The 22258-nt window shown below is 65.6% G+C and carries 26 protein-coding genes; 10 read left to right on the top strand and 16 right to left on the bottom strand.

Annotated elements, in window-relative coordinates; all coding sequences use genetic code 11:
* Positions 1 to 2: 2 nt before the first annotated feature.
* From IPK75_06555 to IPK75_06545, 3 genes are all read right to left on the bottom strand, one after another.
* Positions 3 to 1463, bottom strand: coding sequence for a lipopolysaccharide biosynthesis protein (locus IPK75_06555; protein MBK8198013.1), 1461 nt, complete (start codon positions 1461 to 1463; stop codon positions 3 to 5).
* Between the two features lie 43 nt (positions 1464 to 1506).
* Positions 1507 to 2115 (bottom strand): DedA family protein, encoded by a 609-nt coding sequence (locus tag IPK75_06550; GenBank protein MBK8198012.1) that lies wholly within the window; start codon positions 2113 to 2115, stop codon positions 1507 to 1509.
* 84 nt (positions 2116 to 2199) lie between these two features.
* The gene (locus IPK75_06545; protein ID MBK8198011.1) at positions 2200 to 3060 is read right to left on the bottom strand and encodes an EamA family transporter; all 861 of its coding nucleotides are present in this window, start codon (positions 3058 to 3060) and stop codon (positions 2200 to 2202) included.
* A gap of 77 nt (positions 3061 to 3137) precedes the next feature.
* Between IPK75_06545 and IPK75_06540 the strand changes: the two genes are divergently transcribed.
* The 5 genes from IPK75_06540 to IPK75_06520 all read left to right on the top strand — a co-directional run bounded on the left by IPK75_06540 (position 3138) and on the right by IPK75_06520 (position 6685).
* Entirely contained in the window at positions 3138 to 3302 is a 165-nt protein-coding gene (locus IPK75_06540; protein ID MBK8198010.1) for a hypothetical protein, read from the top strand.
* A 9-nt stretch (positions 3303 to 3311) separates the two neighbouring features.
* Positions 3312 to 4166 carry a hypothetical protein gene (locus IPK75_06535; GenBank protein ID MBK8198009.1) on the top strand — a complete coding sequence of 285 codons (855 nt, stop codon included), beginning with the start codon at positions 3312 to 3314 and terminating at the stop codon, positions 4164 to 4166.
* Between the two features lie 81 nt (positions 4167 to 4247).
* The gene (locus tag IPK75_06530) at positions 4248 to 5987 is read left to right on the top strand and encodes an amidohydrolase family protein (GenBank protein ID MBK8198008.1); all 1740 of its coding nucleotides are present in this window, start codon (positions 4248 to 4250) and stop codon (positions 5985 to 5987) included.
* A gap of 75 nt (positions 5988 to 6062) precedes the next feature.
* Positions 6063 to 6470: a hypothetical protein gene (locus IPK75_06525; protein ID MBK8198007.1), complete on the top strand. Its 408-nt coding sequence runs from the start codon at positions 6063 to 6065 to the stop codon at positions 6468 to 6470.
* 8 nt (positions 6471 to 6478) lie between these two features.
* On the top strand, positions 6479 to 6685 hold the full coding sequence (locus IPK75_06520; protein ID MBK8198006.1) for a helix-turn-helix transcriptional regulator: 207 nt from the start codon (positions 6479 to 6481) through the stop codon (positions 6683 to 6685).
* Positions 6686 to 6727: 42 nt separating this feature from the next.
* On the opposite strand, the gene ftsY is transcribed toward IPK75_06520, so the two are convergent.
* From ftsY to IPK75_06505, 3 genes are read right to left on the bottom strand one after another with little or no spacing between them, the layout of a single operon-like run.
* Positions 6728 to 7969: a signal recognition particle-docking protein FtsY gene (ftsY, locus tag IPK75_06515; GenBank protein ID MBK8198005.1), complete on the bottom strand. Its 1242-nt coding sequence runs from the start codon at positions 7967 to 7969 to the stop codon at positions 6728 to 6730.
* Complete coding sequence (mtaB, locus tag IPK75_06510) at positions 7966 to 9240, bottom strand: tRNA (N(6)-L-threonylcarbamoyladenosine(37)-C(2))-methylthiotransferase MtaB (GenBank protein ID MBK8198004.1); 1275 nt, start codon at positions 9238 to 9240, stop codon at positions 7966 to 7968. Before mtaB ends, ftsY begins: the two co-directional genes overlap by 4 nt.
* A gap of 56 nt (positions 9241 to 9296) precedes the next feature.
* Complete coding sequence (locus tag IPK75_06505) at positions 9297 to 9752, bottom strand: DUF3617 family protein (GenBank protein MBK8198003.1); 456 nt, start codon at positions 9750 to 9752, stop codon at positions 9297 to 9299.
* Positions 9753 to 9922: 170 nt separating this feature from the next.
* Between IPK75_06505 and IPK75_06500 the strand changes: the two genes are divergently transcribed.
* Positions 9923 to 10309 (top strand): RES family NAD+ phosphorylase, encoded by a 387-nt coding sequence (locus IPK75_06500; protein MBK8198002.1) that lies wholly within the window; start codon positions 9923 to 9925, stop codon positions 10307 to 10309.
* A 4-nt stretch (positions 10310 to 10313) separates the two neighbouring features.
* Here the strand turns inward: IPK75_06500 and IPK75_06495 are convergent, their stop codons facing one another.
* Genes IPK75_06495 through IPK75_06480 form a run of 4 tightly spaced genes read right to left on the bottom strand, consistent with a single transcriptional unit; the run spans position 10314 to position 12757 of the window.
* Positions 10314 to 11123 (bottom strand): diaminopimelate epimerase, encoded by an 810-nt coding sequence (locus IPK75_06495; GenBank protein MBK8198001.1) that lies wholly within the window; start codon positions 11121 to 11123, stop codon positions 10314 to 10316.
* Between the two features lie 50 nt (positions 11124 to 11173).
* The gene (locus tag IPK75_06490) at positions 11174 to 11590 is read right to left on the bottom strand and encodes a hypothetical protein (protein ID MBK8198000.1); all 417 of its coding nucleotides are present in this window, start codon (positions 11588 to 11590) and stop codon (positions 11174 to 11176) included.
* Positions 11591 to 11648: 58 nt separating this feature from the next.
* Entirely contained in the window at positions 11649 to 12431 is a 783-nt protein-coding gene (locus IPK75_06485; GenBank protein ID MBK8197999.1) for an SDR family oxidoreductase, read from the bottom strand.
* A complete protein-coding gene (locus IPK75_06480) occupies positions 12428 to 12757 on the bottom strand; it encodes a nuclear transport factor 2 family protein (protein ID MBK8197998.1) in 330 nt (109 codons plus the stop codon). Before IPK75_06480 ends, IPK75_06485 begins: the two co-directional genes overlap by 4 nt.
* A 75-nt stretch (positions 12758 to 12832) precedes the next feature.
* Here IPK75_06480 and IPK75_06475 point away from each other — a divergent pair, with 75 nt between their 5' ends.
* Entirely contained in the window at positions 12833 to 13201 is a 369-nt protein-coding gene (locus IPK75_06475) for a helix-turn-helix transcriptional regulator (GenBank protein MBK8197997.1), read from the top strand.
* Here the strand turns inward: IPK75_06475 and IPK75_06470 are convergent.
* From IPK75_06470 to IPK75_06450, 5 genes are all read right to left on the bottom strand, one after another.
* Complete coding sequence (locus IPK75_06470) at positions 13198 to 14250, bottom strand: MaoC family dehydratase (protein MBK8197996.1); 1053 nt, start codon at positions 14248 to 14250, stop codon at positions 13198 to 13200. The two genes, IPK75_06475 and IPK75_06470, sit on opposite strands and share 4 nt — an antisense overlap.
* A gap of 40 nt (positions 14251 to 14290) precedes the next feature.
* Positions 14291 to 14560, bottom strand: a complete 270-nt coding sequence (locus tag IPK75_06465) for a hypothetical protein (protein MBK8197995.1) — start codon at positions 14558 to 14560, stop codon at positions 14291 to 14293.
* A 149-nt stretch (positions 14561 to 14709) separates the two neighbouring features.
* Positions 14710 to 15057 (bottom strand): arsenate reductase, encoded by a 348-nt coding sequence (locus IPK75_06460; GenBank protein ID MBK8197994.1) that lies wholly within the window; start codon positions 15055 to 15057, stop codon positions 14710 to 14712.
* Between the two features lie 229 nt (positions 15058 to 15286).
* Positions 15287 to 16948, bottom strand: coding sequence for a toll/interleukin-1 receptor domain-containing protein (locus IPK75_06455; GenBank protein MBK8197993.1), 1662 nt, complete (start codon positions 16946 to 16948; stop codon positions 15287 to 15289).
* A gap of 137 nt (positions 16949 to 17085) precedes the next feature.
* The gene (locus tag IPK75_06450; protein ID MBK8197992.1) at positions 17086 to 17958 is read right to left on the bottom strand and encodes a CoA ester lyase; all 873 of its coding nucleotides are present in this window, start codon (positions 17956 to 17958) and stop codon (positions 17086 to 17088) included.
* 100 nt (positions 17959 to 18058) lie between these two features.
* Between IPK75_06450 and IPK75_06445 the strand changes: the two genes are divergently transcribed.
* Both IPK75_06445 and IPK75_06440 read left to right on the top strand, forming a co-directional pair.
* A complete protein-coding gene (locus IPK75_06445; protein ID MBK8197991.1) occupies positions 18059 to 19183 on the top strand; it encodes a beta-lactamase family protein in 1125 nt (374 codons plus the stop codon).
* Positions 19184 to 19187: 4 nt separating this feature from the next.
* Entirely contained in the window at positions 19188 to 19808 is a 621-nt protein-coding gene (locus IPK75_06440) for a LysE family translocator (GenBank protein ID MBK8197990.1), read from the top strand.
* A gap of 113 nt (positions 19809 to 19921) precedes the next feature.
* On the opposite strand, the gene rarD is transcribed toward IPK75_06440, so the two are convergent.
* Positions 19922 to 20830: an EamA family transporter RarD gene (gene rarD / locus IPK75_06435; protein ID MBK8197989.1), complete on the bottom strand. Its 909-nt coding sequence runs from the start codon at positions 20828 to 20830 to the stop codon at positions 19922 to 19924.
* Between the two features lie 111 nt (positions 20831 to 20941).
* On the opposite strand from rarD, the gene IPK75_06430 reads away from it, so the two are divergent.
* Positions 20942 to 22216 (top strand): amidohydrolase family protein, encoded by a 1275-nt coding sequence (locus tag IPK75_06430; protein ID MBK8197988.1) that lies wholly within the window; start codon positions 20942 to 20944, stop codon positions 22214 to 22216.
* Positions 22217 to 22258: the final 42 nt, after the last annotated feature.

Genomic DNA, 22258 nt, shown 5'->3' with positions numbered 1-22258 from the left:
TCCTACGTTGCAGGCGGGGTTCCGGTTTTGCCGAGCCTGTCTCGCACGATCGTCCGCGCGCCGCCAGCATCAAGCACCAGCGCCGCAGCCGCATAGGCAAGTGCCCCTGCCCCGGCCTTCAGCAGCAGCTCTGACCAGCCGCCAAGGTCCGGAAGCATCCAGACCACCGGCCACATGGCGAGCGCGGCAAGACCGATGCGCGCAAGGTCGCCCACAGGCACGGGCAGCGCAACATGCCGGCGCCCGGCGAGCGCAAGCAGGAGGACGCCGGTTGCGTAGCAGACGAGCGTTGCCGCCACCGCGCCCATCAAGCCGAAGTGCGGGATCAGCAGGAAGTTCAGCACGACGTTCACCGCCGCCGGCACGAGCATCAGGATCGCGCGCTCGTGCGTGCGCCGCGCCAGCTGGAAGGCTTCGGCGAAATAATGGATCAGCAAGCCGTTCAGCAGCCCGGACGCCGCAATCCAGGGCATGATCGCAATAGCCTGCGCGCGCACCGCTTCGCCGATCATCGCCTCTCCCAGCGGGCGGGCGACGAGCGCGATGCCCACCGCGGCAGGAATACCGACGAACAACAGTGTACGAATCAATCCGCGCGCCGCCTCTGCGGCTGCCGCGCTCCCTCCCCGCTCGTACGCCGCCATTACCAGCGGGCTGCCCGCCATGGCGGCCCAGGCGCACAGCAACAGCACGGTCTTGTCGGCCACCCCGTAGCCCGCAGCATAGGCGCCGACGGCCGCCTCGCCCTCCGGCATCAGGGCCGCGATCATCGGCCGGTCGATACCGGAGACGACGAGGTCGAGGATCAAGGCCGCCGCGACCGGCAGGCCGTAAGCTGCCCAGGCCTTTTCCTTTGCCCGCGTCGTGCGCCCACCGCGCGCCGCGCCCGCGAGCCAGACGCCTTCACGCAGGGCCATGAGGAAAGCTGCGCCCGCCAGGCCAGCGAAGGGCGCCGCAGCGCCGAGCCCGGTTTTCAGGGCGACCAGTGCGCCGAGCGCAAAACCCGTCAGCAGGCGGAATGTTTCGGTGAACGCATACCGGCGCACCCGCAGCCCCGCCTTGTGCGCCTGAAGCGCCACCTGCACCACGAGGTTCAGCGGCAGGAGCGCCGCGATCCCGGGCATCGTCGCGGCATAGTGCGGCAGCCCCCGAAGGCCGAACCAGACCAGCCCCGCCAGCCCCAGCGCAATCACCAGCGCCTTCAGCATGAGGCTCGCCGCCGTGGCATAGTGGTCGGCCAGCGTGCCGGACGCTTCTGCGTCCGCCGTGAACCGGTAGGCCGCCGCCTCGACCCAGGTCAGGCTGACCGTGTGGATCATCGCCATGGCCCACAGCATCAGCGCGTAAACGCCGTACTCCTCCGCGCCGAGCACGCGCGTGAACACATAGACCGCGCCGAACGAGGCAAGCCCGCTGGCAAGGTTTACGGGGAGGTATCCGGCCAGATGACGCGACAGGCTCATCTTCCCGCCCTAGCATGCGCCGTGCCGGTTTGGCATCAGCCGCCTAACAAGCCGATGCGCCGTGCCCGGACAGCATCTTGTAGGCAACGAAGGCCGCGATCAGCACCGCGCCGCCAACCCCTGCAATCAGGCCGAGGCGCTTCTCGATGAAATGGCGGATCGCCTCGCCATACGTGTTCAGCGCCCAGGCCATCGCCAGGAACCGGCCGCCGCGCGCGACAATGCAGGTCGCGACAAACAGCGCGAAGCTGACATTCGCCGCCCCGGCAAGGATGGTCACCACTTTCATCGGCGGAATGTGCGTCAGGCTGGAGGTCAACAGCAGCGTCACCATCGTGTCGTCGCCGGTGCAGGCGCGCATGTGGTTGAAGTCGTCGAGCTTGCCCAGCGCTTCCAGCATCGGCCGGGCCAGTTCGTTGAAAGCCAGCGCGCCAAGGTAATACCCGGCAATGCCGCCCAAGACAGAGCCGACCGAGGCAATCAGCGCCAGCCGGTAGGCCCGCTCCGGCCGCGCCAGCGCCATCGGGATGAACAGCAGCTCCGCCGGCAGGAAGAATACCGAGCTCTCCACGAACGCCACAAAGGCCAGCCAGCCCTCGGCGCTCCGGCGCCCGGCCAGCGACATCGTCCAATCCATGGTCTTCTGGAACATCTTGCTTCCCGGCCCCTCAGGGCGCGCCCACACGTCGGCGGTGATCTGCCCGAAATCGCAGGCCGGCGGAAGCGGGTGCGTGCATCAGGCCGCCGCCTGCATCAGGACCAGTCCCATTGCCAGCGTGCTGGCTGCCACGATCCGCCGGCGCCCGAAGCTCTCCTTCAGCAGCCAGGCGCCGAACCCCGCCGCGAACACGACCGAGGTCTCGCGCAAAGCCGTCACCATCGCGGCGTCGGTAAGCGTATAGGCATAGATGGCCATACCGTAGGAAACCGAGCCCGCGATGCCGCCGATGACACCGTTGCGCATTTCCGGCCGCAGGCTTGCCACCACCCTGCCCCGCCGCTGCCAGGCGAGCACCAGCGTCACCCCGATCCAGTCGATCAGGAACAGCCACACGATGAAGGTGAACGGCGTCGGCATGGCCCGCGCCGCCTTGGTGTCGGCCACCGCATACAGGCCGACGCCCACGGCCGTCATCATCGCCCAGAACATCGCCGCCCGGTCGAGCCGGCGCGCCTCATGGGTCGCACCGGTCGGCAGGGCAAAAACGAGGATCGACAGGCTCGCCAGCACCAGCCCGGCGACCTGCCAGAGCGCCAGCTTCTCGTGCAGCAGCACGGCAGCCAGCGCGGCGGTGGCCAGCGGCCCAAGCCCGCGCATCACCGGAAACACCAGCGACAGCGCGCCCCGGTGCAAGGCCCGGATGGCACAGAACTGGTAGAACCAGTGTACCACCATGGAAAGCGCGATCAGCCACCAGGTCTCCGGCGGCGGCGCCGGCACGAAGGGCGCGATCGGCAACACGGTCAGCGCCATGACCAGCGCCACGATCGCCCGCGTCGTCAGCACATCGCCGCCGCGCTTCACCATGACGTTCGTCACCGCCACGGTCAGGGCCGAGGCAAGGCAGAGTACGACAGGCAAGGTGGCAGCAGTCATCGGGGTCCGAATAAGCGCCTTTGCAGCATCGCGATAGCCGTCCCGAAGTCGCGGCGCGGCCGCCGCCAAGGGCAGGAATGTCGAGCAATTTCCGGAGCCGCGCCCAGCGCCGTCCGGAACCCTGCCTGCCGTCTGGCGTTGAGGTCGCAGGCAAGGAGCACGACGATATGGGCAAAGGCATCTTACTCTGGTTCCTCGGTATCCCGATCCCGGTGATCATCCTCCTGTTGCTGATCTTCTAGGAGCTGCAGATGACCGACTTCTCGATTTCCTCGCCCGCCCCAAGCCGCGAAGGCTGGATCGCGCCGGCGATCAGCTGGTCCGCCGTCTTCGCCGGCGGATTCGCCGCCATCGGCCTCAGCGTCGTCCTCATCATTCTCGGATCGGCCTTTGGCTTCGGCGCGATGTCGCCCTTCGCCGGCGACGGACTTTCGGCGGCCACCATCGGCATCGTGACGATTGTCTGGCTGATCTTCATACAGCTCTTCGCCTCCATCGCCGGCGGCTACATTGCCGGACGAGTGCGCCCGCGCTGGACCATCCATGGCGACGAGGTCTATTTCCGAGACACTGTGCACGGGTTCCTCACCTGGGCGGTGGCGAGCGCGGCCATGTTTGCCGTTGCGGCGCTCGCCGCGGGTGTGGGGACTGTCGCCGCCGCCGGAGCAGCCAGCGCCATCGCGAGCACGGAAGAGGCCGACGACTTGCCCGCCATCCTCATCGCCGACCATCTTTACCGCGTACCCGGCGTTCCGGCGCAGGCCCTTTCCACATCGCGGGAAGAGGCAAGCCGGCTGATCCTGCAGTCGATCGCAGATGAAGACGCCATCACGCCGGAAGACCGCGCCTGGCTCGTTCGCGACGTCGCCGACCGCACCGATATCCCCGTGACCGAGGCAGACACGCGCGTTCAGCTGGCGTTTGCCCAGATTGAACAGGCGCGTGAAACGGCCCGTGAGGAAGTCGATGCGGCGCGCGCCGCCAGCGCAACCCTCGCTGTCGCCACGGCGCTCGCCATGATGGTCGGCGCCTTCGTCGCCTGTTTCGCGGCCGTGTTCGGCGGCCGGGAGCGCGACGGCCTTGAGGATCGGCTGGTCGCGACCTGACGGCATTGAATGCAGCCGTCCGTGGCGTCAGGGTTTGACACCCCCTGCCCTTGAGGCATCCTTCCCGCAGGAGGAAATGCCATGACCACTTACGACCTGATCATCCGGGGCGGCACCATCATCGACGGCTCCGGCGCACCCGCCTTCGAAGGCGACGTCGCGGTCTCGGGCGGCGTGATTTCGGCCGTCGGCAAGGTAAATGGCAAGGGTATCGAAGAAATCGACGCGCGGGGCCAGACGGTCACGCCGGGCTTCGTCGACCTGCACACCCACTACGACGGACAAGCCGCCTGGGCCGAAGCGATCAGCCCCTCCTCGCTGCATGGCATCACCACGGCCGTCATGGGCAATTGCGGCGTCGGCTTTGCACCGTGCAAACCGGAGGACCACGGGCGGTTGATCCGCCTAATGGAAGGCGTGGAGGACATCCCCTATCCCGTTCTGGAAGAGGGCCTGCCCTGGGCCTGGGAAAGTTTCCCGGACTATCTGGACTTCCTCTCCACCCGCAAGTTCGACACCGACATCTGTGCCCAGCTGCCCCACGCCGCCCTGCGCGTCTATGTCATGGGCGATCGCGGCGCCAACCGCGAGGACGCCACCCTCGCCGACATCGCGGCGATGAAACAGCTCGCCAAGGAAGCCGTGATGGCCGGCGCGATGGGCTTCTCCACGTCGCGCACGCTTAACCACCGCACCTCGGACGGCCAGCCGACACCCACCCTCACCGCCTCGCAGGATGAACTCACCGGCATCGCGATGGGCCTCGCCGAAGCCGGGCGCGGCGTGCTGCAATTCGTGTCGGACTTCAACGACCCCCAGAAAGAGGCCGCCATGCTGCGCCGCCTCGTCGAGGTCTCCGGCCGCCCGCTCTCTGTCTCGCTCGCGCAGGCGGATGTCGCTCCCGAAGGCTGGCGCCTGCTGCTCGGCGCCATCGAGACGGCCGCCGCCGAAGGCCTGCCGATCCGCGCGCAGGTCGCGCCGCGCCCCGTCGGTGTGCTGCTCGGTCTTGACCTGACGTTGAACCCGTTCAGCGCCCACCCGGTCTACCGCGAGATCGCAGACCTTCCGCATGCGGACCGTGTCCGCACACTGAACAATCCGGACTTCCGTGCCCGCCTGCTCGCCGATGAGCCGAACACGGACAATCCTTTCCTGAAAGTGATGCTCCGCAGCTTTGGCAAGATTTTCCAACTCTCCGATCCTGTCGACTACGAACCCGGCCCGGACCGCACGCTGGAAGCAATCGCCGCCCGCCGCGGCGTGAAGCCGGAGGAAGCCGCCCTCGACCTGATGCTGGAACGCGGCGGCACCGGCATGCTCTACCTGCCCTTCCTCAACTACTCTCAAGGCACGCTCGACCCGATCGCCGAGATGATGCAGAGCCCCGCCACCCTGCCCGGCCTCTCGGATGGCGGCGCGCATGTCGGCATGATCTGCGACGGCTCGTTCACCACCACAATGCTGACCCACTGGATCCGAGACCGCACACGCGGGCCGAAACTTTCGCCGGAATACCTCATCCACAAACAATCCCGCGCGACCGCCGAATGGATCGGCCTCTGGGACCGGGGCCTGATCGCGCCCGGCATGCGGGCGGACCTGAACGTCATCAACCTCTCCGGCCTGAAGCTGCACCTGCCGGAAGTCATCCGCGACCTGCCCGCGGGCGGGCGCCGCCTGATGCAACGCGCCTCTGGCTACACCGCCACCATCCTCAAGGGCCAGATCACACACCGTGATGGCACGCCAACGGGGGCCAAACCCGGCCGCCTCGTTCGAGGTGCCCAGCACGCACCGGCGTCCGCGATCGCGGCGGAATAAATTTTGTAAAGGCCGCTTGACTAGTCAAGGAGCCTTGTCATATAGACAAGGAAACTTGACTAGGAGATGGCCAAAATGACCCAACCCAAAGGCTTCCGAACCGCCAACAAGCGGTACCTGATGATTTTCATACCGATGATGACGATTTACTGCGTCAGCATCGCCGCCGCGCTCACCTTCATCGACTTCAACACCTCGCCCACAGGCCTTCGCATCGCGGCTTCGCTGGGAGTCTCGCTGCCGCTGGTCGCGATCCTCTGGTCCATCCTGCGGCTCGTGCGCGAGACGGACGAGTATACCCGCCTGCGCCAGCTGCAGGCCCTGTCCGAAGCCGGCTGCCTCCTGACCGGCACAATCTTCATCATCGGCTTCCTTGAGCGCTTCAATGTCATCCCGGACACGCCGCTCTTTCTGTTCGGACCGGCCTTCTTTTTCTTCTATGGCCTCGCCCATGCCCGCCAGCGCCTCGGCAAGACGGTCTGAGACGCGCCATGAAGAACATCATCCGTGCCCTGCGCACCGAGCGTGGCTGGAGCCAGCAGGAGCTGGCTGACAAGCTCGATGTCTCCCGCCAGTCCGTCAATGCCATCGAGACCGGGAAGTACGACCCCTCGCTGCCCCTCGCCTTCGCCCTCGCCCGCCTGTTCGGACGCCGCATCGAAGAATTGTTCGATGACGGAGTGAGCGTCGCGGAATAACCAAAAAACTCCCTCTCCCAAGGGAGAGGGGTTCAGCAGCACCTACGCTTTCAACCCCACCAACGCCTTCGCAAAGGCCTCCGCACTGAACGGGCGGAGGTCTTCGGCCTTCTCGCCGATGCCGATGAAGTGGATCGGCAGGTCGTGCGCCTCGGCAATCGCCACCAGCACGCCGCCCTTTGCCGTGCCGTCTAGCTTGGTCATCACGAGGCCGGTCACACCCGCCGTATGCCGGAAAGCCTCCACCTGCGAGAGCGCATTCTGGCCAACGGTCGCATCCAGCACCAGGATCACATCGTGCGGCGCCTGCGGATCAATCTTCCTCACGACACGGACGATCTTGCCGAGCTCGGACATCAGCTCGGCCTTGTTCTGCAACCGGCCCGCCGTGTCGACCAGCACGAGGTCCAGGTCTTCCGCCTTCGCCTTCTCGACCGCTTCGTAGACGAGCCCCGCCGAGTCCGCACCGGTGCCCTTTGCCAGCACCGGAATACCGGCGCGCGCGCCCCAGACCTTCAGCTGCTCAACCGCCGCCGCGCGGAACGTGTCGCCCGCCACCAGCAGCGCCTTCGCCCCCTGCTCCTGCAGGCGTGAGGCGATCTTGCCGATCGTCGTTGTCTTGCCGGACCCGTTGACGCCCACGAACAGCACCACGCGGGGGCGCGGCCCGTCCGAAAAGTCGACGACCTTCTCGCGCGGCTTCAGGATCGCCTCGATCTCGCTGGCGAGCGCCGCACGGATCTCGTCGCCCGAAACTTCGCGGTCGAAGCGCCCCTTGGCGAAGCCCTTGGTCACCCGCGCCGCCACCTTCGAGCCCATGTCGGAGGTGATCAGCAGGTCTTCGAGTTCTTCCAGCGCGGCCGCGTCGAGCTTCCGGCGGCCGAGCGCGGCGAGGCCTTCGCTGAGCCGCGCGGTGGACCGCGCGAGGCCTTCGCCGAGCCGCCCGAACAGGCCCGGATCATTCGCCTCGGCTTCCGCCGCCGCGCGCGCCGCCGCTTCGGCCTCCGCGCGCAGGCGCGCATGCTCGCGCCGCTCTTCCAGCAGCTTCAGCTCGGCCGCCGCTTTCGCGCGCACGGCTTCGTCTTCAGCCTCCTGTGCCTCGCGCTTCTGACGCTCTTCCCAGGCCCGGTTCGCCTCGGCGACCTTCGCCTCGATCTCGGCCTTCTCGCGCGCCGCGGCTTCCTGAGCCGCCAGCTCTTCCGCCGACAGCTCCGGCGCCTTCATTGTCTCGCCCGCGGCCTTGGCCTCGTCGAGTTGTTTCTTCTTGCCGAACCAGAGGATCATGTCAGGGTCTCGCCCAAAAGCTGTTTGCCATCATGGCCTGTAATCCGTACCGGGACGATCTGACCGCCCTCACCGTCCGCATCCAAGGCCACCTGCGTGAAATCCGGCAGGCGTGCTGCGGTTCCGCGCTCTACAAGTGCCTCGCGCACCTCGCCAACATGCCGCGTGAAATGACGCACCAGCGCCGCCTCGCCCGCCGCCCGCAGCCGCGCCGCGCGCGCCTTGATCTCTGGCTTCGCCACTTGCGGCATCTTCGCCGCCGGCGTGCCGGCGCGCGGGCTGTAGGGGAAGGCATGCAGGAAAGACAGGCCGCAGTCCTCGACCAGCCGCAAGGAACTCTCGAAATGCGCTTCGGTCTCGGTCGGGAAGCCGGCGATAATGTCCGCGCCCAGAGCAATGTCCGGGCGGATCATGCGCAGCCGCTCCGCCAGCGCAATCGCCGCCTCGCGGTCATGGCGCCGCTTCATGCGCTTCAGGATCAGGTTGTCGCCGTGCTGCAGCGACAGGTGCAGGTAAGGCGCCACGCGCGCCTCGCCCATCGCCTCCAGCAGCGCCTCATCCATCTCGATGGCGTCAATCGAGGAAATCCGCAGCTGGCGCAGGTCCGGCACCAGTTTCAGGATACGCTGCACGAGATTGCCCAGCTGCGGCGCCCCCGGCAGGTCGCCGCCCCAGCTCGTCAGGTCCACGCCCGTCAGCACGACTTCGTGGTGCCCCGTCTCGACGAGCCGGCGCACCTGCGCCACCACCTCCCCCGCCGGCACCGAGCGCGAGTTTCCGCGCCCGTAGGGGATGATGCAGAAGGTGCAGCGGTGGTCGCAGCCGTTCTGGACCTGCACATAGGCGCGGGCGCGGCCTTCCATGCCGTCGATCAGATGCGCGGCGGTCTCGCGCACGCTCATGATGTCGTTGACGCGGACTTTTTCCGCGCCGCCGAGGAGGTCCAGCGGCGCCCAGGTTTCGGCCTGCATCTTCTCGTGATTGCCGATGACGCGCGTCACTTCCGGCATCGCAGCAAACATCGCCGGGTCCGTCTGCGCCGCGCACCCCGTCACCAGGATCGGCGCGCCCGGATTGTCCTTCGCCGCCCGCCGGATCGCCTGGCGTGCCCCGCGCACCGCCTCCGCCGTCACCGCGCAGGTATTGACGATCACCGCCTCGCCGAGACCCGCCACCAGCGCATGCCGGCGCATCACCTCGGACTCATAGGTGTTGAGGCGGCATCCGAGGGTAATCACCGTCGGGCCAGAAGGAGGGGCAGTGTCCGGCATTTGCCCGTCAGATCGCGCCTTGGCGGCGGAAATGCAAGCGCGCTGCGCCGGAATGCTCAGTTCTGGCCGGTGCAGGCGCCGGTCTTGTGACCCAGCAACACGCCTTCTGCTTCAATCGGCCAGCCCTCTACCTTTCCCGCCAGATGGATGCGCCCGTAAAAGCTGTCGCCGCCCTTGGACACCGCGAACGACGCTGTGCCGATCATCGGCGTGCCGTCAAAGTCGCAGGCAAGGTTCATGTCGAATGCGTGTTCCCGGGTCCGGCTGTCGGTTGCCCGGCACTCCCCCATCACGCTCGCCATGCTCTCGTCGATGGTCACGTCCGCATCGGTAGCCCAGCATTCGTCGATGATGTCGTGCTCCGAGGGGATATCGACCTTCTCGCCGTCCATCGAGAAGTCGAAATAGACATCGCTGGTCGCATACCAGTTCCCCTTCGACACCTTCAGCGGCTCGGCGGCGGCGGCGCCAGCAATCATCAGGAACGGTATCAGTGCCAGGACACGGCGCATCGGAATCTCCCCTCAAACTGGCTGCCAGACTGAAACGCTGCGCGAAAGTCCGCAAGTCCCCGCTGCACCGCCGTTTGACCGGCTGCCCACAGCGCGTAAACCGTCCTGGACGCTTGCAGAGATCGCCCGTGACAGCCCTCACTCCCTTCGACGGCCCGGTCTGGCGGCTCCTGCCAGACAGATTGGCAGCCACGCCCTCTGCGCCGGCCACGTCGCCGGAAGGCCGATTCCACCATGGCGGACAGGTTGCCGCCTACGCTTCGCTGACTGCCGAAGGTGCTGAGATTGCGATCCGGCGCTATCTCGGAGACGGTCTCGCCCGGCAGCTCGTGTCCATGTGGCTCAAGGCTGACCGCCTCGCGGACTGCCGCGGCAATCCGGGCGCCTCCATCGTGTGGCAAGACCTGCGCGCCTCTGGCGCTCCCTCGCCGACATGGTCCTATTCCGATGCAGCCCGCGCCGCCGGCGCGCAGGCCATGCTCTACTCCTCGCGTTCGCGCCCGGAGCTCAGCCATGTGGTGGTGTTCGAACCCGCCTGCCTGACGCCGGCGCCTTGAGCCGTCAGACGTCCGTCACGAATTCCAGCTCGACCGGGCCCGTCATGTAGACGTGGTCGTCGCTCTCGCGCCAGTCGATGTGCAGGTCGCCGCCATCGACGATGATCTTCGCCTTGCGCCCCGTCAGCTTCGCCCGCGCCGCGCAGACGAGCGCCGCGCACGCGCCAGTGCCGCAGGCCTTGGTCAGCCCTGCCCCGCGCTCCCACACCCGCAGCCGGATCGTCTGCTTGTCGAGGATCTGCGCAAACCCGACATTCGTGCCCTGCGGGAACAGCGGATGGTTCTCCACCAGCGGGCCGATCTTCGGGATGTCATAGGCGTTCACGTCCTCGACGAAGAACACCGCATGCGGATTACCCATCGACACCACCGCCGGCAGCGCCAGGATCGGCTTGTCGATCGGACCGATCTTCAGGTCTACCCCGCGCACATCCATTTTCTCCGCCAGCGGAATATCCGCCCAGCCCATCAGCGGCGAGCCCATATCCACCGTGATCAGGCCGCCCTCGGCGCGGAACGCCTTCAGCATGTCGGCTTCGGTCTGGATGGTGATCCGGTCCTTGCCGGTCTCGTCAAGGATCAGCTTGCCGACGCAGCGCGAGGCATTCCCGCAGGCATAGACCTGCCCGCCATCGGCGTTCCAGATGCGCATGAACACATCCTTGGTCGCATCCCGCTCCAGTGCGATCACCTGGTCGGCCTTCAGGTCGGCCGCGATCTGGCGTATCTGCTCGACGCTCGGCGCAAACGGCGTGGAGCGCGCGTCAAAAATGGCAAACGCGTTGCCGGCACCGTTCATCTTCCAGAGCTTCATGGGGTGAACTCCTACCGGGTTTCCGCAAGCGCGGGAAGCGTCTGCAACGCTCACTTCGGCACCCGCGCCGACACGGCCCAGCCGGCAATCTGGACCCCCAGCGCAGCCATCAGCGCAAGTGGCATCAACCTGTGTTCAAAATACAACGCCGCGACCGCCCCGAGGATGCAGGCATAGTCGATCAGGTCGCTCGACATCAGCCAGCCGAGCGGCGTGCGCGCCTTGCGCACGTCCAGCAGCGTAACCCCCGGCCAGGTCCGGCTCATGTCCGGCGGACCAAATGCCGTCAGCACATCTTTTGGCTTCAGCATGCCTGCCATTTCGGCAAGATCGGCCAGCTTCGCCTCCCCCATCGCAATGGTCCGCTTGCGCGCCGACGTGCCGAGCAGGCTGACAATCGCCGAGAGGATAACCCCCAGCGCGACCGCGAACTCGGTGAAACCTGCGTAAGGTGGATAGCCGCCCATCGGCCCCATATAGGGGGCCGATGGCGTTTCGTCAGCGGGCGCGCGGAGAAGCCTCGCTTCAGGCCGTGGGCACCGTTCCGCCGTCGATGATGTATTCCGTGCCGGTAATGGCGCCGGCCCTCGGTGAAACCAGGAAGGTGACCAGGTCAGCAATCTCCTCGGGCTTTGCAGGCCGGCCTAGCGGGATGCCGCCCAGCGATTGCATCAGTCCCTGCTCTGCCGCCGAATAGTCTGTGCCGCTCTCGCGAGCGAGCCGGTTTACGAGCGCCACGGATGCTTCCGTTGCGATCCAGCCCGGTGCCACACGCACCACACGGATGCCCTTCGGAGCGACTTCCTTCGACAGGCTCTTGCTGTAGGCGGACAATGCCGCCTTCGCACTGGCATAAGCGGTTGTCGCGTCAGGCAGCGGCATCACGCGCTGGATGGATGTGACATGAACCACCACACCAGAACCCTGCGCAATCATCCCCGGCAACAGGTCCCGGTCCAGACGCACGGCCGGCATCAGGTTGAGGTCCATCTCCTTCTGCCATTCCGTTTCGTTCAGGGCAGCAAACCCGCCCGCAGGTGCGCTGGAGCCGCCTGCCACATGCACGATGATATCCACACCGCCCATCTCACGCTCCGCTGCCTGCGCAATCTGCGCACAGCCTTCCGCCGTCGAGACGTCAGCTGCAACAAACCGCACGCCGGCCGGCAGGTTTTCCGGAGCGCTGCGCGCTGTCGCCAGAACGTCGACGCCCTGAGCGGCGAGTGATGCAACAACCGCGCGGCCGGCACCCTTGGTGCCGCCAGTGACCAGCGCGCGCCGGCCGGCCAGACCCATGTCGAAGCTCATGAGCCAATCTCCAGCGCGGAGATGCGATCTCCGGCGAGCGTGAACGTGTAGCGCAGCATCACCGGACTACCGGGAAAGTCTCCTTCAACGCGGCCTGTCACAACCATCTGTGTACAGACGTTCTCTGACCATACCGGCGTCACCTCATACTTGTTCGCCGCCTTGCTCGCGCGCTTCCACGCAGCAATCGCTTCAAGGCCGTGATGCGTGTGGCCTTCATCTTTCACGGCGGCGTCAGGCGCAAAGAAATCAGCAAGCCTGCGCGTATCGTCATGACGCTCAGCATCAAAGTAGCGGCTGACAGGAATGGGCATCGTATCGGGCATCGGATCGGCCTCCATCGGGGCGCCTTGGGAGTAAGACGCCTTGCAAGACAGACGATATCGAAGTAGCCATATTAAATGACAAGTACGGACGAAAAAGTAGGGTACTTACCTGAAGGTGGGCGCCCTGATTATACAGCAGAAACCGCCGCCGACGGTGTCGAAGGTGCCCTTCAGCTTCTGGAGGGCCGCTGGAAGATGACCATTCTTTTCCATCTCTTCCCAGGAGATCTCATGCGGTTCTCGGATCTCGAGCGGGCCATTCCAGCCATCTCCCAGAAGATGCTGATCCAGCAGCTGCGCAAGCTCGAGGCCGACGGCATCGTGCGCAGGATTGTTCACCCGCAGGTCCCGCCAAAGGTCGAGTACGGCCTGACGCCCTGGGGTGAGAAGCTCTGCCCTGCCCTCGACGCACTCCTGCTCTGGGCAGAGCACCGGCCCGCCTAGCGGGCGCGCGGAATGGCGGCCCAGTAGTCGAAATCCAGCAGCACGCCTTCGGCATGCTTGCCGGAAACGTCCTTGTAGGCAAAGGCGCCCGGGTCCTGGTCCTTCACCGCCACAAGACGCAGGCGCAACGCGCCGGCCGTCTCCGACAGCTCCGCCTTGCCGAGCACTTCGCTCCAGGCATAGACCGTGTCGCCCGCGAACAGCGGCGAGACATGCGTGCCCGCATTGATGGCCAGGATCTGTCCGGCATTCTCAAGCCCGTTGAACGCCAGCGAACGCGCAATCGAGATCACGACACCGCCATAGATCAGCCGCTTGCCGAACCGGCTCGCCTTCTGGCCATGCGCGTCGAAATGCACCTTCGCCGTGTTCTGGTAGAGCCGTGTCGCAATCTGGTGCTCAGCCTCTTCCACCGTCATGCCGTCGACATGGTTGATCTTCTCGCCGACGCTGTAATCCTCATACACATGCCGGCTGCCGGCCTGGGCGAAGGGCCAGCTCTTCATTTCCGGAAAGCCCGTGAGGTCCGCTGCCGAGACCGCCGGCGGCAGGTCCGGCACCACTTCAGGCGGCGCCGGCGAGGCGGCATCGCGCTTGTTGACCATCACCCAGCGCACATAGGACATCACCTCTTCGCTGCGCTGGTTCACGCCTTTCGTCCGCACCCAGACGACCCCGGTCTTGCCGTTGGAGTTCTCCTTGACGCCGATCACCTGGCTCTCGGCGCGCAACGTATCGCCTGGCATCACGGCGCGGTGGATGCGCCCGTCGGCATAGCCGAGGTTCGCCACCGCATTCAGCGAGATGTCCGGCACCGTCTTGCCGAACACGACATGGAAGGCATGCAGCGGATCGACGCAGAGGCCCGGCAGGCCGGCGGCCTTGGCGAATTCGGCGGAGGAGTATTGCGCGTACCGGTTGCCGGTCAGCGCCCGGTAGAGCGCGATGTCGCCCTCGGTCAGGGTCTGCGGCGTCGGATGGATCAGCGTGTCGCCCGGCTTGAAGTCTTCGAAATAGTTGCCGGGATTGGATTTCGTCGTGCCGGTCATGTGCGCGTCCTCGTGCGAGGGCGCGCGGCGGCGCCGGGCGTCAGGCCCAGACGCGATCCGGAACGCCCAGAAGTGTCTCGGCGAACACCTGCATCTGCGGACCGGCAGAAATCAAGGCGGTTGCGGCAAAGGGCAGCGATGCCGCCAGCACCAGGGCCGCGCCGAACCCGGCCACCAGCGCCTGCAGGTCCGGCCGCTCCGCAAATTCCTCGAACGCCCGCGGCCCCATCACGAGGTAGGGCACGCCAAAGGCCGCGAACGCCGAAAAGGCGAGCAACAGGCCGGCAAGGAGGAGTGCAAGCGTCAACATGGACGCCCGTATGCCAGAAGATGGCGAATACCGGCTTCAGCCAATCGATGAAATTTGATCGATCTTCAAAGCCCCCTCTCCTGCGAGAGAGGGGGTTGGGGGGGTGAGGGCGGCCGACCTTGCAACCCGGGCCGCCGCAGCCGGCGGCGCTAGACGATCTCCAGCAACTTCTCATTCGGCCGGCCCAGCACCGCCTTGCCGCCCTTGATACCGATCGGCCGCTGGATCAGCTTCGGGTTTTCCGCCATGGCCGCATAGACCTGCTCGTCGCCGGCGGTTTCGGAAAGCCCCGCCGCCTCGGCATCCTTCGCCCGCAGGAACGCACGCGGCGATTTCGCGCCCATCTTCTTCGCGATGTCCTTGAGCTCCGCCACCGACAGCCGCTCGGCCGCGCTCATGTACTTGCGCACCTCGACCTTCACCCCCTTCGACTCGAGCAGCTCCAGCCCCTTCTTGGACGACCCGCAACCGGGATTGTGGATGAGGATGTAGGTCATATGGAGCTCCTGAGTTTGCGGGTAAGGAGTTAGGGGCGAAGCGCGGCGTGTCGAGTCCAGCGCCCCCAAGAAAGCCCCCCGATTCCATCTACCAAGCGGAACCACGCCTTCCAAGAACAAACGGACCGTGTTTCACTTCCAGCACAAGACTTTCGGTGTCGCCAATACCGCTTCAGGGATTTCCGCCAAGCGTGGACATGATCGTTCCATCACTCAGCAGTAAACTAGATCAGTTGTCGGCGTCACTCCTATCATATGGAGGGACACTATAGCCGGTTTGGATATCGGTAATGATATCGCCAATCCAAGTTGCACCAGAGTATCTCTCACCGCCAAGCTCGCCGACACGAACATGCATTCCGACCACATTGAAATTTCGTGTATTGAAGACAGGCGCTCCCGATAGCCCTGGCTCTGAGCCCTTTGCTGTCCAGATGGCGCGATCGCCATTGCCAATGTCGCCGAAACCTAAGACCTCCATCAGAATTAGTTCGGCGTTTCTTCCTTGGGGAAATCCGAAAGACAACGTTAGGCGAGGAAACCTTTGCCCGCCCGAATCGTCGAGAACTCGACCATCCGCAATTTGCGGCAACGTTTTCACAAATGACCTATCAAACTCTGCTGAGTCGACCCCCTCAAGCGGTAAAATTTGGTCTGTTAATGCATCGGGAACTTCAAACACTGCCGGGCCAGTCGGTATGGAACTCAGAAAAAGCGCCTCCCCCAAGGGCGCAGAGGCACACTCTTCTTCAACTTCTGCCTCTTTCAGGCAAACCACCGTGGCGTATGGATCAGTAGCGGCAATACCGAATCTCGGATCGATATTGAATGCGGCAGTAACAATGACCCACCTACCCTGCCAATCGGGTACTAAAGATCCTCCGTCCAAAACGAACCCTGATCCGACCATTGAACGTTGCCCAAATTCATTGGGCGCTTGCTCAATCCGAACGATTCCCTGCAGACTCTTTACAGCAAATCCTGTCCAGCGATCACCGACATTCATAGTGTGGTCTCGACCCAACACCCGGATAGCAAGGGGAACGCCTGATGCAAGGGTGGCATTGATCTGCCTAAGCTCTTTGTTGGCTTGTTCCTTTTCCGAAGCCGTTCGCTCCAAGACTTCGTTGTTCAAAACAAGCGACTTCTGTGCTGTCGTCAGCTCCACATTGGCTTCCCTAGCCTTCAGCATCTGAAACACACTTACCCCAGCGAGTCCTGTCATCATGATCGCAACCGCACCAGAGATCAGCGCCGCACGCCTTCCTCGCCGCTTCGCATTACGATCCGCATCCTCCTGCGCGCGATTACTGGCCGCAATCAGGCCCGCCTGAATGTCCGTGAGCGGAGGAGCGTGGATTGGACGCGCCGATGACCACTGGCGCACTGCGTCCAGTTCCTTGCCACGAAGCAGGAGATCATCCGTCCGGCCTAGCTCGTCCCAGCGACGCGCGAGATCGGCCACCCGCGTATGCTCGCGCAGCCAGCCAACGTCCGTTCGTAGGGCGAGAGCAAGGTCCTTGAGCGCGTCGCCAAACGGCCGATTCAAAAACAAGCAGAAGTTCAGCCTGCGGAGATCTACCGGCACAAGAGACATGTCGAGCGTTGTGTAGCTGACTGGCACGATCCGCTTGGATGCTTTCGCCGCTGTGTCGAGCTCCCATGCCACGATCTCGGAAGAGAGGCTTTCTGGGCTGACTACCCAGACAATGGTGTCCGCACGGTTGATCAGGTCGCCAAGCCGGCTCTGCCAGGCCTCGCCATGCGCAATATCCGCCTTGTCGATGAAAGCATCGAATCCGCAGGCTTCGATGCCCGAAACCAGTTCCTGCGCGAACCCGCTGTCAGCGCGCGAGTAAGATACGAATATTTTCGCGCCTTGATCGCTCACGGCAAATTTCCCACACCACTGCACTGAGCGTTACCATACCAAGGCGCGCGAATCGATGCAGCAATTCAGAGCTGTCGAGCTTCAGGCTGAAAGCTCACTCTCCGTTCGGGGAGGCGGGGTTCAAAGAAAGTTCAGGCCTAACCCATCGCCTTGATCGCATCATCCATCGCGACAGTCCGGCGTGCCTCGTCGAGGTGCAGCAGCTCCGTCATCTTGCCGTTGACCTTCAGCACGCCCTTGCCCGCATTCGCCGGATCGGCAAACGCCTCGATCACCGCCTTCGCCTGTTCCACGTCATGCGGGCTCGGCGCGAAGATGCGGTTGCAGTCTTCCAGCTGCGAGGGGTGGATCAGCGTCTTGCCGTCGAAGCCGAGGTCGCGGCCCTGCTCGCATTCATTGCGGAAGCCGTCCTCGTTCTTGATGTCGTTATACACCCCGTCAATGGCCGTGATCCCGTAGGCGCGCGCCGCCGCCACCGACAGCTGCAGCGCCGTCTGGAAGGCGAGCCGGTCCGGGGTCATCCGGGCACGGTATTCCTTCGCGAGATCATTGGTGCCCATCACGAACGTCGTCAGCCGCGTGCCGCGCGCCGCAGCGGCGATCTCCTGGATGTTGAGGATCGCCAACGGCATCTCGATCATCACCCAGAGCGCAAAGCCCTGCCGGCCACCGGCCTGCGTGATCGCCGCATCGAGCCGGCGGATGTCCTCGGCGCTCGTCACCTTTGGCGCCAGCACGGCGGCCGCGCCGGACGTCGCTGCCATATAGAGGTCCGCATTGCCCCAGTCCGTATCGAGCCCGTTCATCCGCACGACCAGTTCGCGCTGGCCATAGCCGCCCGCCGTCAGCGCCGCGCGGATCGCCTCGCGCGCCTCGCCCTTGGCATCGGGGGCGACGGCATCTTCAAGGTCGAGGATCAGCGTATCGGCCGGCAGGTCGCGGGCCTTTTCCAGCGCGCGCGCATTGGCGCCCGGCATGTAGAGACAGGAACGGCGCGGGCGGTGTGCGATGGACATGGGCGGCAGGCCTCCTTGACGGGGTCGGTTTCAGGGGCGAAGGGGTGGCCTGTTTCCGGCGCAAAATCAATGCGACCGAACGTGGGAGACGCGCATGCCAGATACCCCGATCAGCGGCTTCGTCGCGCCCGGCTTCGAGGCCGTGCAGGACGCCTTCGCCGACAATTTCGCGCGCGGCGAAGAACAAGGCGCGGGCTTCTCCGTCATTCTCGATGGCGAGGTGATCATCGACCTCGTCGGCGGCTGGGCCGACCGGGCGGGCACCCGGCCATGGGACGCGGGCACCATCGTGCCGGTCTACTCCACCACCAAGGGCATTGCCGCGCTGGTGCTCGCGATGGCGGTTGAAGACCTGCCCGCAGGCTATGAAACGCCGGTCGCCGAAGTCTGGCCGGAATTTGCCGCCGCCGGAAAAGACGCCATCACCATCGGCGAGGTGGCCAGCCACCAGGCCGGTCTGCCGGGCTTTGCCGAGCCCATCGACCCGGCGCTCTGGCTCGACCCGCCCGCCTGCGCCGCCGCCCTCGCCGAGCTCGCCCCGATGTGGCCGCCCGGCACCGCGCATGGCTACCATCCGCTGACCTGGGGCTACCTCACCGGCGAGATTGTCCGGCGCATCACCGGCCGCACCCTTGGCACGATCCTGCGCGAAGACATCTGCAGCCCACTCGGCATTGACTTCCAGATCGGCACGCCGGACGCGGACCAGTCGCGGGTCGCGGAAATCCTGCGCCCGAAATCCCTCGCCGACCTGGGCGAGATCACGCCCGCCCGCCGCGCCGCGTTCGTCAGCAAATGGGCTGCGCCCGACCGCGGCGGCGCGATCTGGCGCCAGATCGAAATTCCCTCCGCCAACGGACATGGCACGGCCTCGGCGGTTGCAACGCTGTACAATGCCTATGCCCATGTCGGCCTGCTTGGCGGCCGCCGGCTCATCCGTCCCGGCACGTTCGAGGCGCTGACCCGCCCGCGTGTCGACGGTCCCGACCTCGTGCTGCCGCTGACCACGCGCTTCGGCGCCGGCATCATGCACAACACCTACAAGTCCTTCGGCCCCTTCGAGGACGGTCTCGGCCATTGCGGCTGGGGCGGCTCGCTCGCCATCGCCTCGCCGTCGCGCGCGCTCACCTGCGCCTATGTGATGAACCGCCAGTCGAACACGCTGATCGGCGATCCGCGCGCGGTCCGCCTCGTCGAAGCCGTCGCCGGCTGCCTTTGATCCGATGGCAGACGGGTTCGACTGGCCGGCCTTCCTGCTCGCAGTGGCGATCATCGAGCTGACGCCTGGCCCCAACATGGGCTGGCTCGCGGCGCTCACCTTGCGCGACGGCCACAAGATCGGCTTCGCTGCGGTCGCCGGCATCGCGCTCGGCCTCAGCGTGCAGCTGGTCGCCGCGGTCACCGGCCTCACCGCCCTTCTGATTTCGGTGCCGAGCATCCACACCGCCCTACATTGGGCCGGCATCGCCTTCATGCTCTACCTTGCCTGGGAAGCCTGGTCCGATGGCGGCTCCGCATCGCTCGCCCAGCGCGGCGGCGCGTATGGTTTCCGGAGCGGCCTCGTCGCCAATGTCCTCAACCCGAAGGCCCTCGCCTTCTATGTCCTGCTGATCAACCAGTTCATCGCGCCCTCGCACGGCCTGCCCGTCTGGGTGCAGAGCCTCGTGCTCGGCCTGATCCATCTCAGCGTCGCCACGCTCGTCCACGTCGGTATCGTCCTCGTGGCGGGCCATGCTGGCACACGGCTCGAAGGCTGGCGCACCTCGCTCGCCGCGCGGCTCACGTTCGCAGGCCTCCTCATGGGCATCGCGATCTGGCTTGCCCTCACGCCGCCGCGCGCCTGACGCCGGTCTGGCACGGGCATTGCAAAGCCCATTTCAGATCAACGTTGATCTCACATGCACACCCCTATCTCCGGCGGCACCTTCGGGCGTCGCCGTTTCTTTTTGGGGTGGCCTCAGGCCGGCCGGGCCGTCCGCGCGAGGCGGCGCGCCTTCGCATCGCCCATCAGACTGTCGGCGGTAAAGATCACCAGCGCCGTCCAGATCCCGGCGAAGCCGACGGCATGTAGCGGGCTGAAGCCTTCCTTGAAAACGAAGAGCGCGATCAGGAACTGGATGGTCGGCCCGATATACTGCATCATCCCGACCGTTGAGAGTTTCAGCCGCTTGGCCGCCAGCGCGAACAGGATCAGCGGCACCGCCGTGATCGGCCCTGCGGCCATCAGCAGGAACACGTCGGCTCCGCCCTCCCCCATCCAGCGCCCGCCCGGCTGGTTGGCAAACCAGGTGAGCCAGGCCACAGCCACCGGCGCAAGCAGCGCGACCTCGACCAGGAAACCCGCGCGGCTGTCGATGGCGACCTGCTTGCGGATCACCGAATAGGCCCCGAACGTCGTGCACAGCACCAGCGCCACCCAGGGCACGCGCCCGAAGGCAAACGCAATCACCGCCACGCCCGCCGTCGCCACGGCGACCGCCACCCACTGCGCCTTGCGCAGCTTTTCCGAGAAGATCAGCATGCCGAGCAGCACATTGACGAGCGGGTTGATGAAATAGCCGAGCGAGGCTTCCATCGCCCGGTCGGCATTCACCGCCCAGATATAGGTCGACCAGTTCACCCCGATCAGCAGTCCGGACAAGGCCAGCCATTTGAGGTTCGAGCCCGAGAAGGCCGCCTTCACATCGCGCCAGTTGGCCGCCACCGCGATCAGTGCAATCGCCGTCGGCACCGACCAGATGATCCGGTGGGCCAGGAGCTCGAACGCCCCGACATGGCGCATCGCCCGGATATAAAGCGGCAGGCTGCCCCAGATCAGGTAGGCGCCAAGGGCAGCGAAAAATCCAAAGCGCACGGGCGTGGTCATGGCTGCTCCTATACGAGGCTGCCGGAGCGCCCGCCACCCGGATTTTGCGCGCCGCCTAGGCAAGCCAGCCTTGCGCGGCTAGGTCTTGCAAAACCGCTCCGGAGACACCCCATGCTTCGCCCCTTGCTCGCCGCCGCCGGCCTTGCCGCCCTTGCCTTCGCCGCGTCGGCCGAGACCACCTTGCTCAGCGGCGGCCATGTGCTGGATGTCGAGCGCGGCGTCATCATGAAGGACCACGACGTCCTCATCGAGGACGGGAAGATCAAGGCCATCGGCCGCGCCGGAACGTTGGGCGCAACCGGTGCGGACCGGATCGACATGCACGGCGCCTTCCTGCTGCCGGGCCTCTCCGACAGCCACGTCCACCTGACCAACCGGTCGGACCTGCACGGCTACCGGCGCCTGACTGTCTCCACCCCGCGCGCCGCCATCTCCGGCGTCGCGAATGCCGAGAAGACCCTGCGCGCCGGCTTCACCACAGTGCGCAATCTCGGCGCGCCGGGCTTCACCGATGTCGACCTGAAGGACGCCATCGACTCGGGCGAGGTTCCGGGCCCTCGGATCATTCCGGCCGGCCAGTCGATCGGCATCACCGGCGGGCACTGCGATTCGAACCTCCTGCCCTACGAGGACCACTCGGTCGGCGGCGGCGTGGCCGATGGTCCGTGGGCGGTGCGCCAGAAGGTACGCGAGAACAAGAAGTATGGCGCGCAGGTGATTAAGTTCTGCGGCACCGGCGGCGTGCTCTCCAAGGGCACGACCATCGGCGCCCAGCAGTTCACCTTCGAGGAAATGAAGGCGATCGTCGACGAAGCCCACGAGCTCGGCCTCAAGGTTGCCGTCCACGCGCACGGCGCGAAGGGCATCCAGACCGCGCTCGAAGCCGGCGTCGATTCGGTCGAGCACGCCAGTCTGATCACGGACGAAAGCCTGAAGCTCGCGGTCAAGAAGGGCACCTTCCTGTCGATGGATATCTACGTGTCGGACTTCATCCTCAGCGAGGGCGAGGCCGCCGGCATCCTTCCGGAATCGCTTGAGAAGGAGAAGACCGTCGGCAAGGCCCAGCGCGAACGCTTCCAGGCCGCCGTGAAGGCCGGCGCCAAGATGGCTTTCGGCACCGACGCCGGCGTCTACACGCACGGTTTCAATGCGCGCCAGTTCGCCTACATGGTCCAGTGGGGCATGAGCCCCGCCGAAGCGATCCGCGCCGCCACCATGGGCAATGCCGAACTGTTCGGACTGACCGCCGAGATCGGCAGCCTGACCGCCGGCAAGCGCGCCGACATCATCGCCGTCGACGGTGATCCGCTGGCGGACGTTCGCCAGCTCGAGGACGTCGACTTCGTGATGAAGGACGGCGCCATTTTCGTGAATGAACTCAACTGAACCTGACTAAAAAGGGCCGCTCCTGAGAGCGGCCCTTTCCAG

It is taken from the genome of Acidobacteriota bacterium (genome assembly GCA_016712445.1).
Classification (GTDB): domain Bacteria; phylum Pseudomonadota; class Alphaproteobacteria; order Caulobacterales; family Hyphomonadaceae; genus Hyphomonas.
The sequence above is the reverse complement of the archived record's forward strand: the minus strand, read 5'-3'. Positions and strand labels throughout refer to the sequence as shown.

Coding starts and splice junctions, on each gene's coding strand:
- IPK75_06555 (MBK8198013.1), bottom strand. CDS start 1,463: ATGAGCCTGTCGCGTCATCTGGCCGGATACCTCCCCGTAAACCTTGCC.
- IPK75_06550 (MBK8198012.1), bottom strand. CDS start 2,115: ATGTTCCAGAAGACCATGGATTGGACGATGTCGCTGGCCGGGCGCCGG.
- IPK75_06545 (MBK8198011.1), bottom strand. CDS start 3,060: ATGACTGCTGCCACCTTGCCTGTCGTACTCTGCCTTGCCTCGGCCCTG.
- IPK75_06540 (MBK8198010.1), top strand. CDS start 3,138: ATGTCGAGCAATTTCCGGAGCCGCGCCCAGCGCCGTCCGGAACCCTGC.
- IPK75_06535 (MBK8198009.1), top strand. CDS start 3,312: ATGACCGACTTCTCGATTTCCTCGCCCGCCCCAAGCCGCGAAGGCTGG.
- IPK75_06530 (MBK8198008.1), top strand. CDS start 4,248: ATGACCACTTACGACCTGATCATCCGGGGCGGCACCATCATCGACGGC.
- IPK75_06525 (MBK8198007.1), top strand. CDS start 6,063: ATGACCCAACCCAAAGGCTTCCGAACCGCCAACAAGCGGTACCTGATG.
- IPK75_06520 (MBK8198006.1), top strand. CDS start 6,479: ATGAAGAACATCATCCGTGCCCTGCGCACCGAGCGTGGCTGGAGCCAG.
- ftsY (MBK8198005.1), bottom strand. CDS start 7,969: ATGATCCTCTGGTTCGGCAAGAAGAAACAACTCGACGAGGCCAAGGCC.
- mtaB (MBK8198004.1), bottom strand. CDS start 9,240: ATGCCGGACACTGCCCCTCCTTCTGGCCCGACGGTGATTACCCTCGGA.
- IPK75_06505 (MBK8198003.1), bottom strand. CDS start 9,752: ATGCGCCGTGTCCTGGCACTGATACCGTTCCTGATGATTGCTGGCGCC.
- IPK75_06495 (MBK8198001.1), bottom strand. CDS start 11,123: ATGAAGCTCTGGAAGATGAACGGTGCCGGCAACGCGTTTGCCATTTTT.
- IPK75_06490 (MBK8198000.1), bottom strand. CDS start 11,590: ATGGGCGGCTATCCACCTTACGCAGGTTTCACCGAGTTCGCGGTCGCG.
- IPK75_06485 (MBK8197999.1), bottom strand. CDS start 12,431: ATGAGCTTCGACATGGGTCTGGCCGGCCGGCGCGCGCTGGTCACTGGC.
- IPK75_06480 (MBK8197998.1), bottom strand. CDS start 12,757: ATGCCCGATACGATGCCCATTCCTGTCAGCCGCTACTTTGATGCTGAG.
- IPK75_06475 (MBK8197997.1), top strand. CDS start 12,833: ATGACAAGTACGGACGAAAAAGTAGGGTACTTACCTGAAGGTGGGCGC.
- IPK75_06470 (MBK8197996.1), bottom strand. CDS start 14,250: ATGACCGGCACGACGAAATCCAATCCCGGCAACTATTTCGAAGACTTC.
- IPK75_06465 (MBK8197995.1), bottom strand. CDS start 14,560: ATGTTGACGCTTGCACTCCTCCTTGCCGGCCTGTTGCTCGCCTTTTCG.
- IPK75_06460 (MBK8197994.1), bottom strand. CDS start 15,057: ATGACCTACATCCTCATCCACAATCCCGGTTGCGGGTCGTCCAAGAAG.
- IPK75_06445 (MBK8197991.1), top strand. CDS start 18,059: ATGCCAGATACCCCGATCAGCGGCTTCGTCGCGCCCGGCTTCGAGGCC.
- IPK75_06440 (MBK8197990.1), top strand. CDS start 19,188: ATGGCAGACGGGTTCGACTGGCCGGCCTTCCTGCTCGCAGTGGCGATC.
- rarD (MBK8197989.1), bottom strand. CDS start 20,830: ATGACCACGCCCGTGCGCTTTGGATTTTTCGCTGCCCTTGGCGCCTAC.
- IPK75_06430 (MBK8197988.1), top strand. CDS start 20,942: ATGCTTCGCCCCTTGCTCGCCGCCGCCGGCCTTGCCGCCCTTGCCTTC.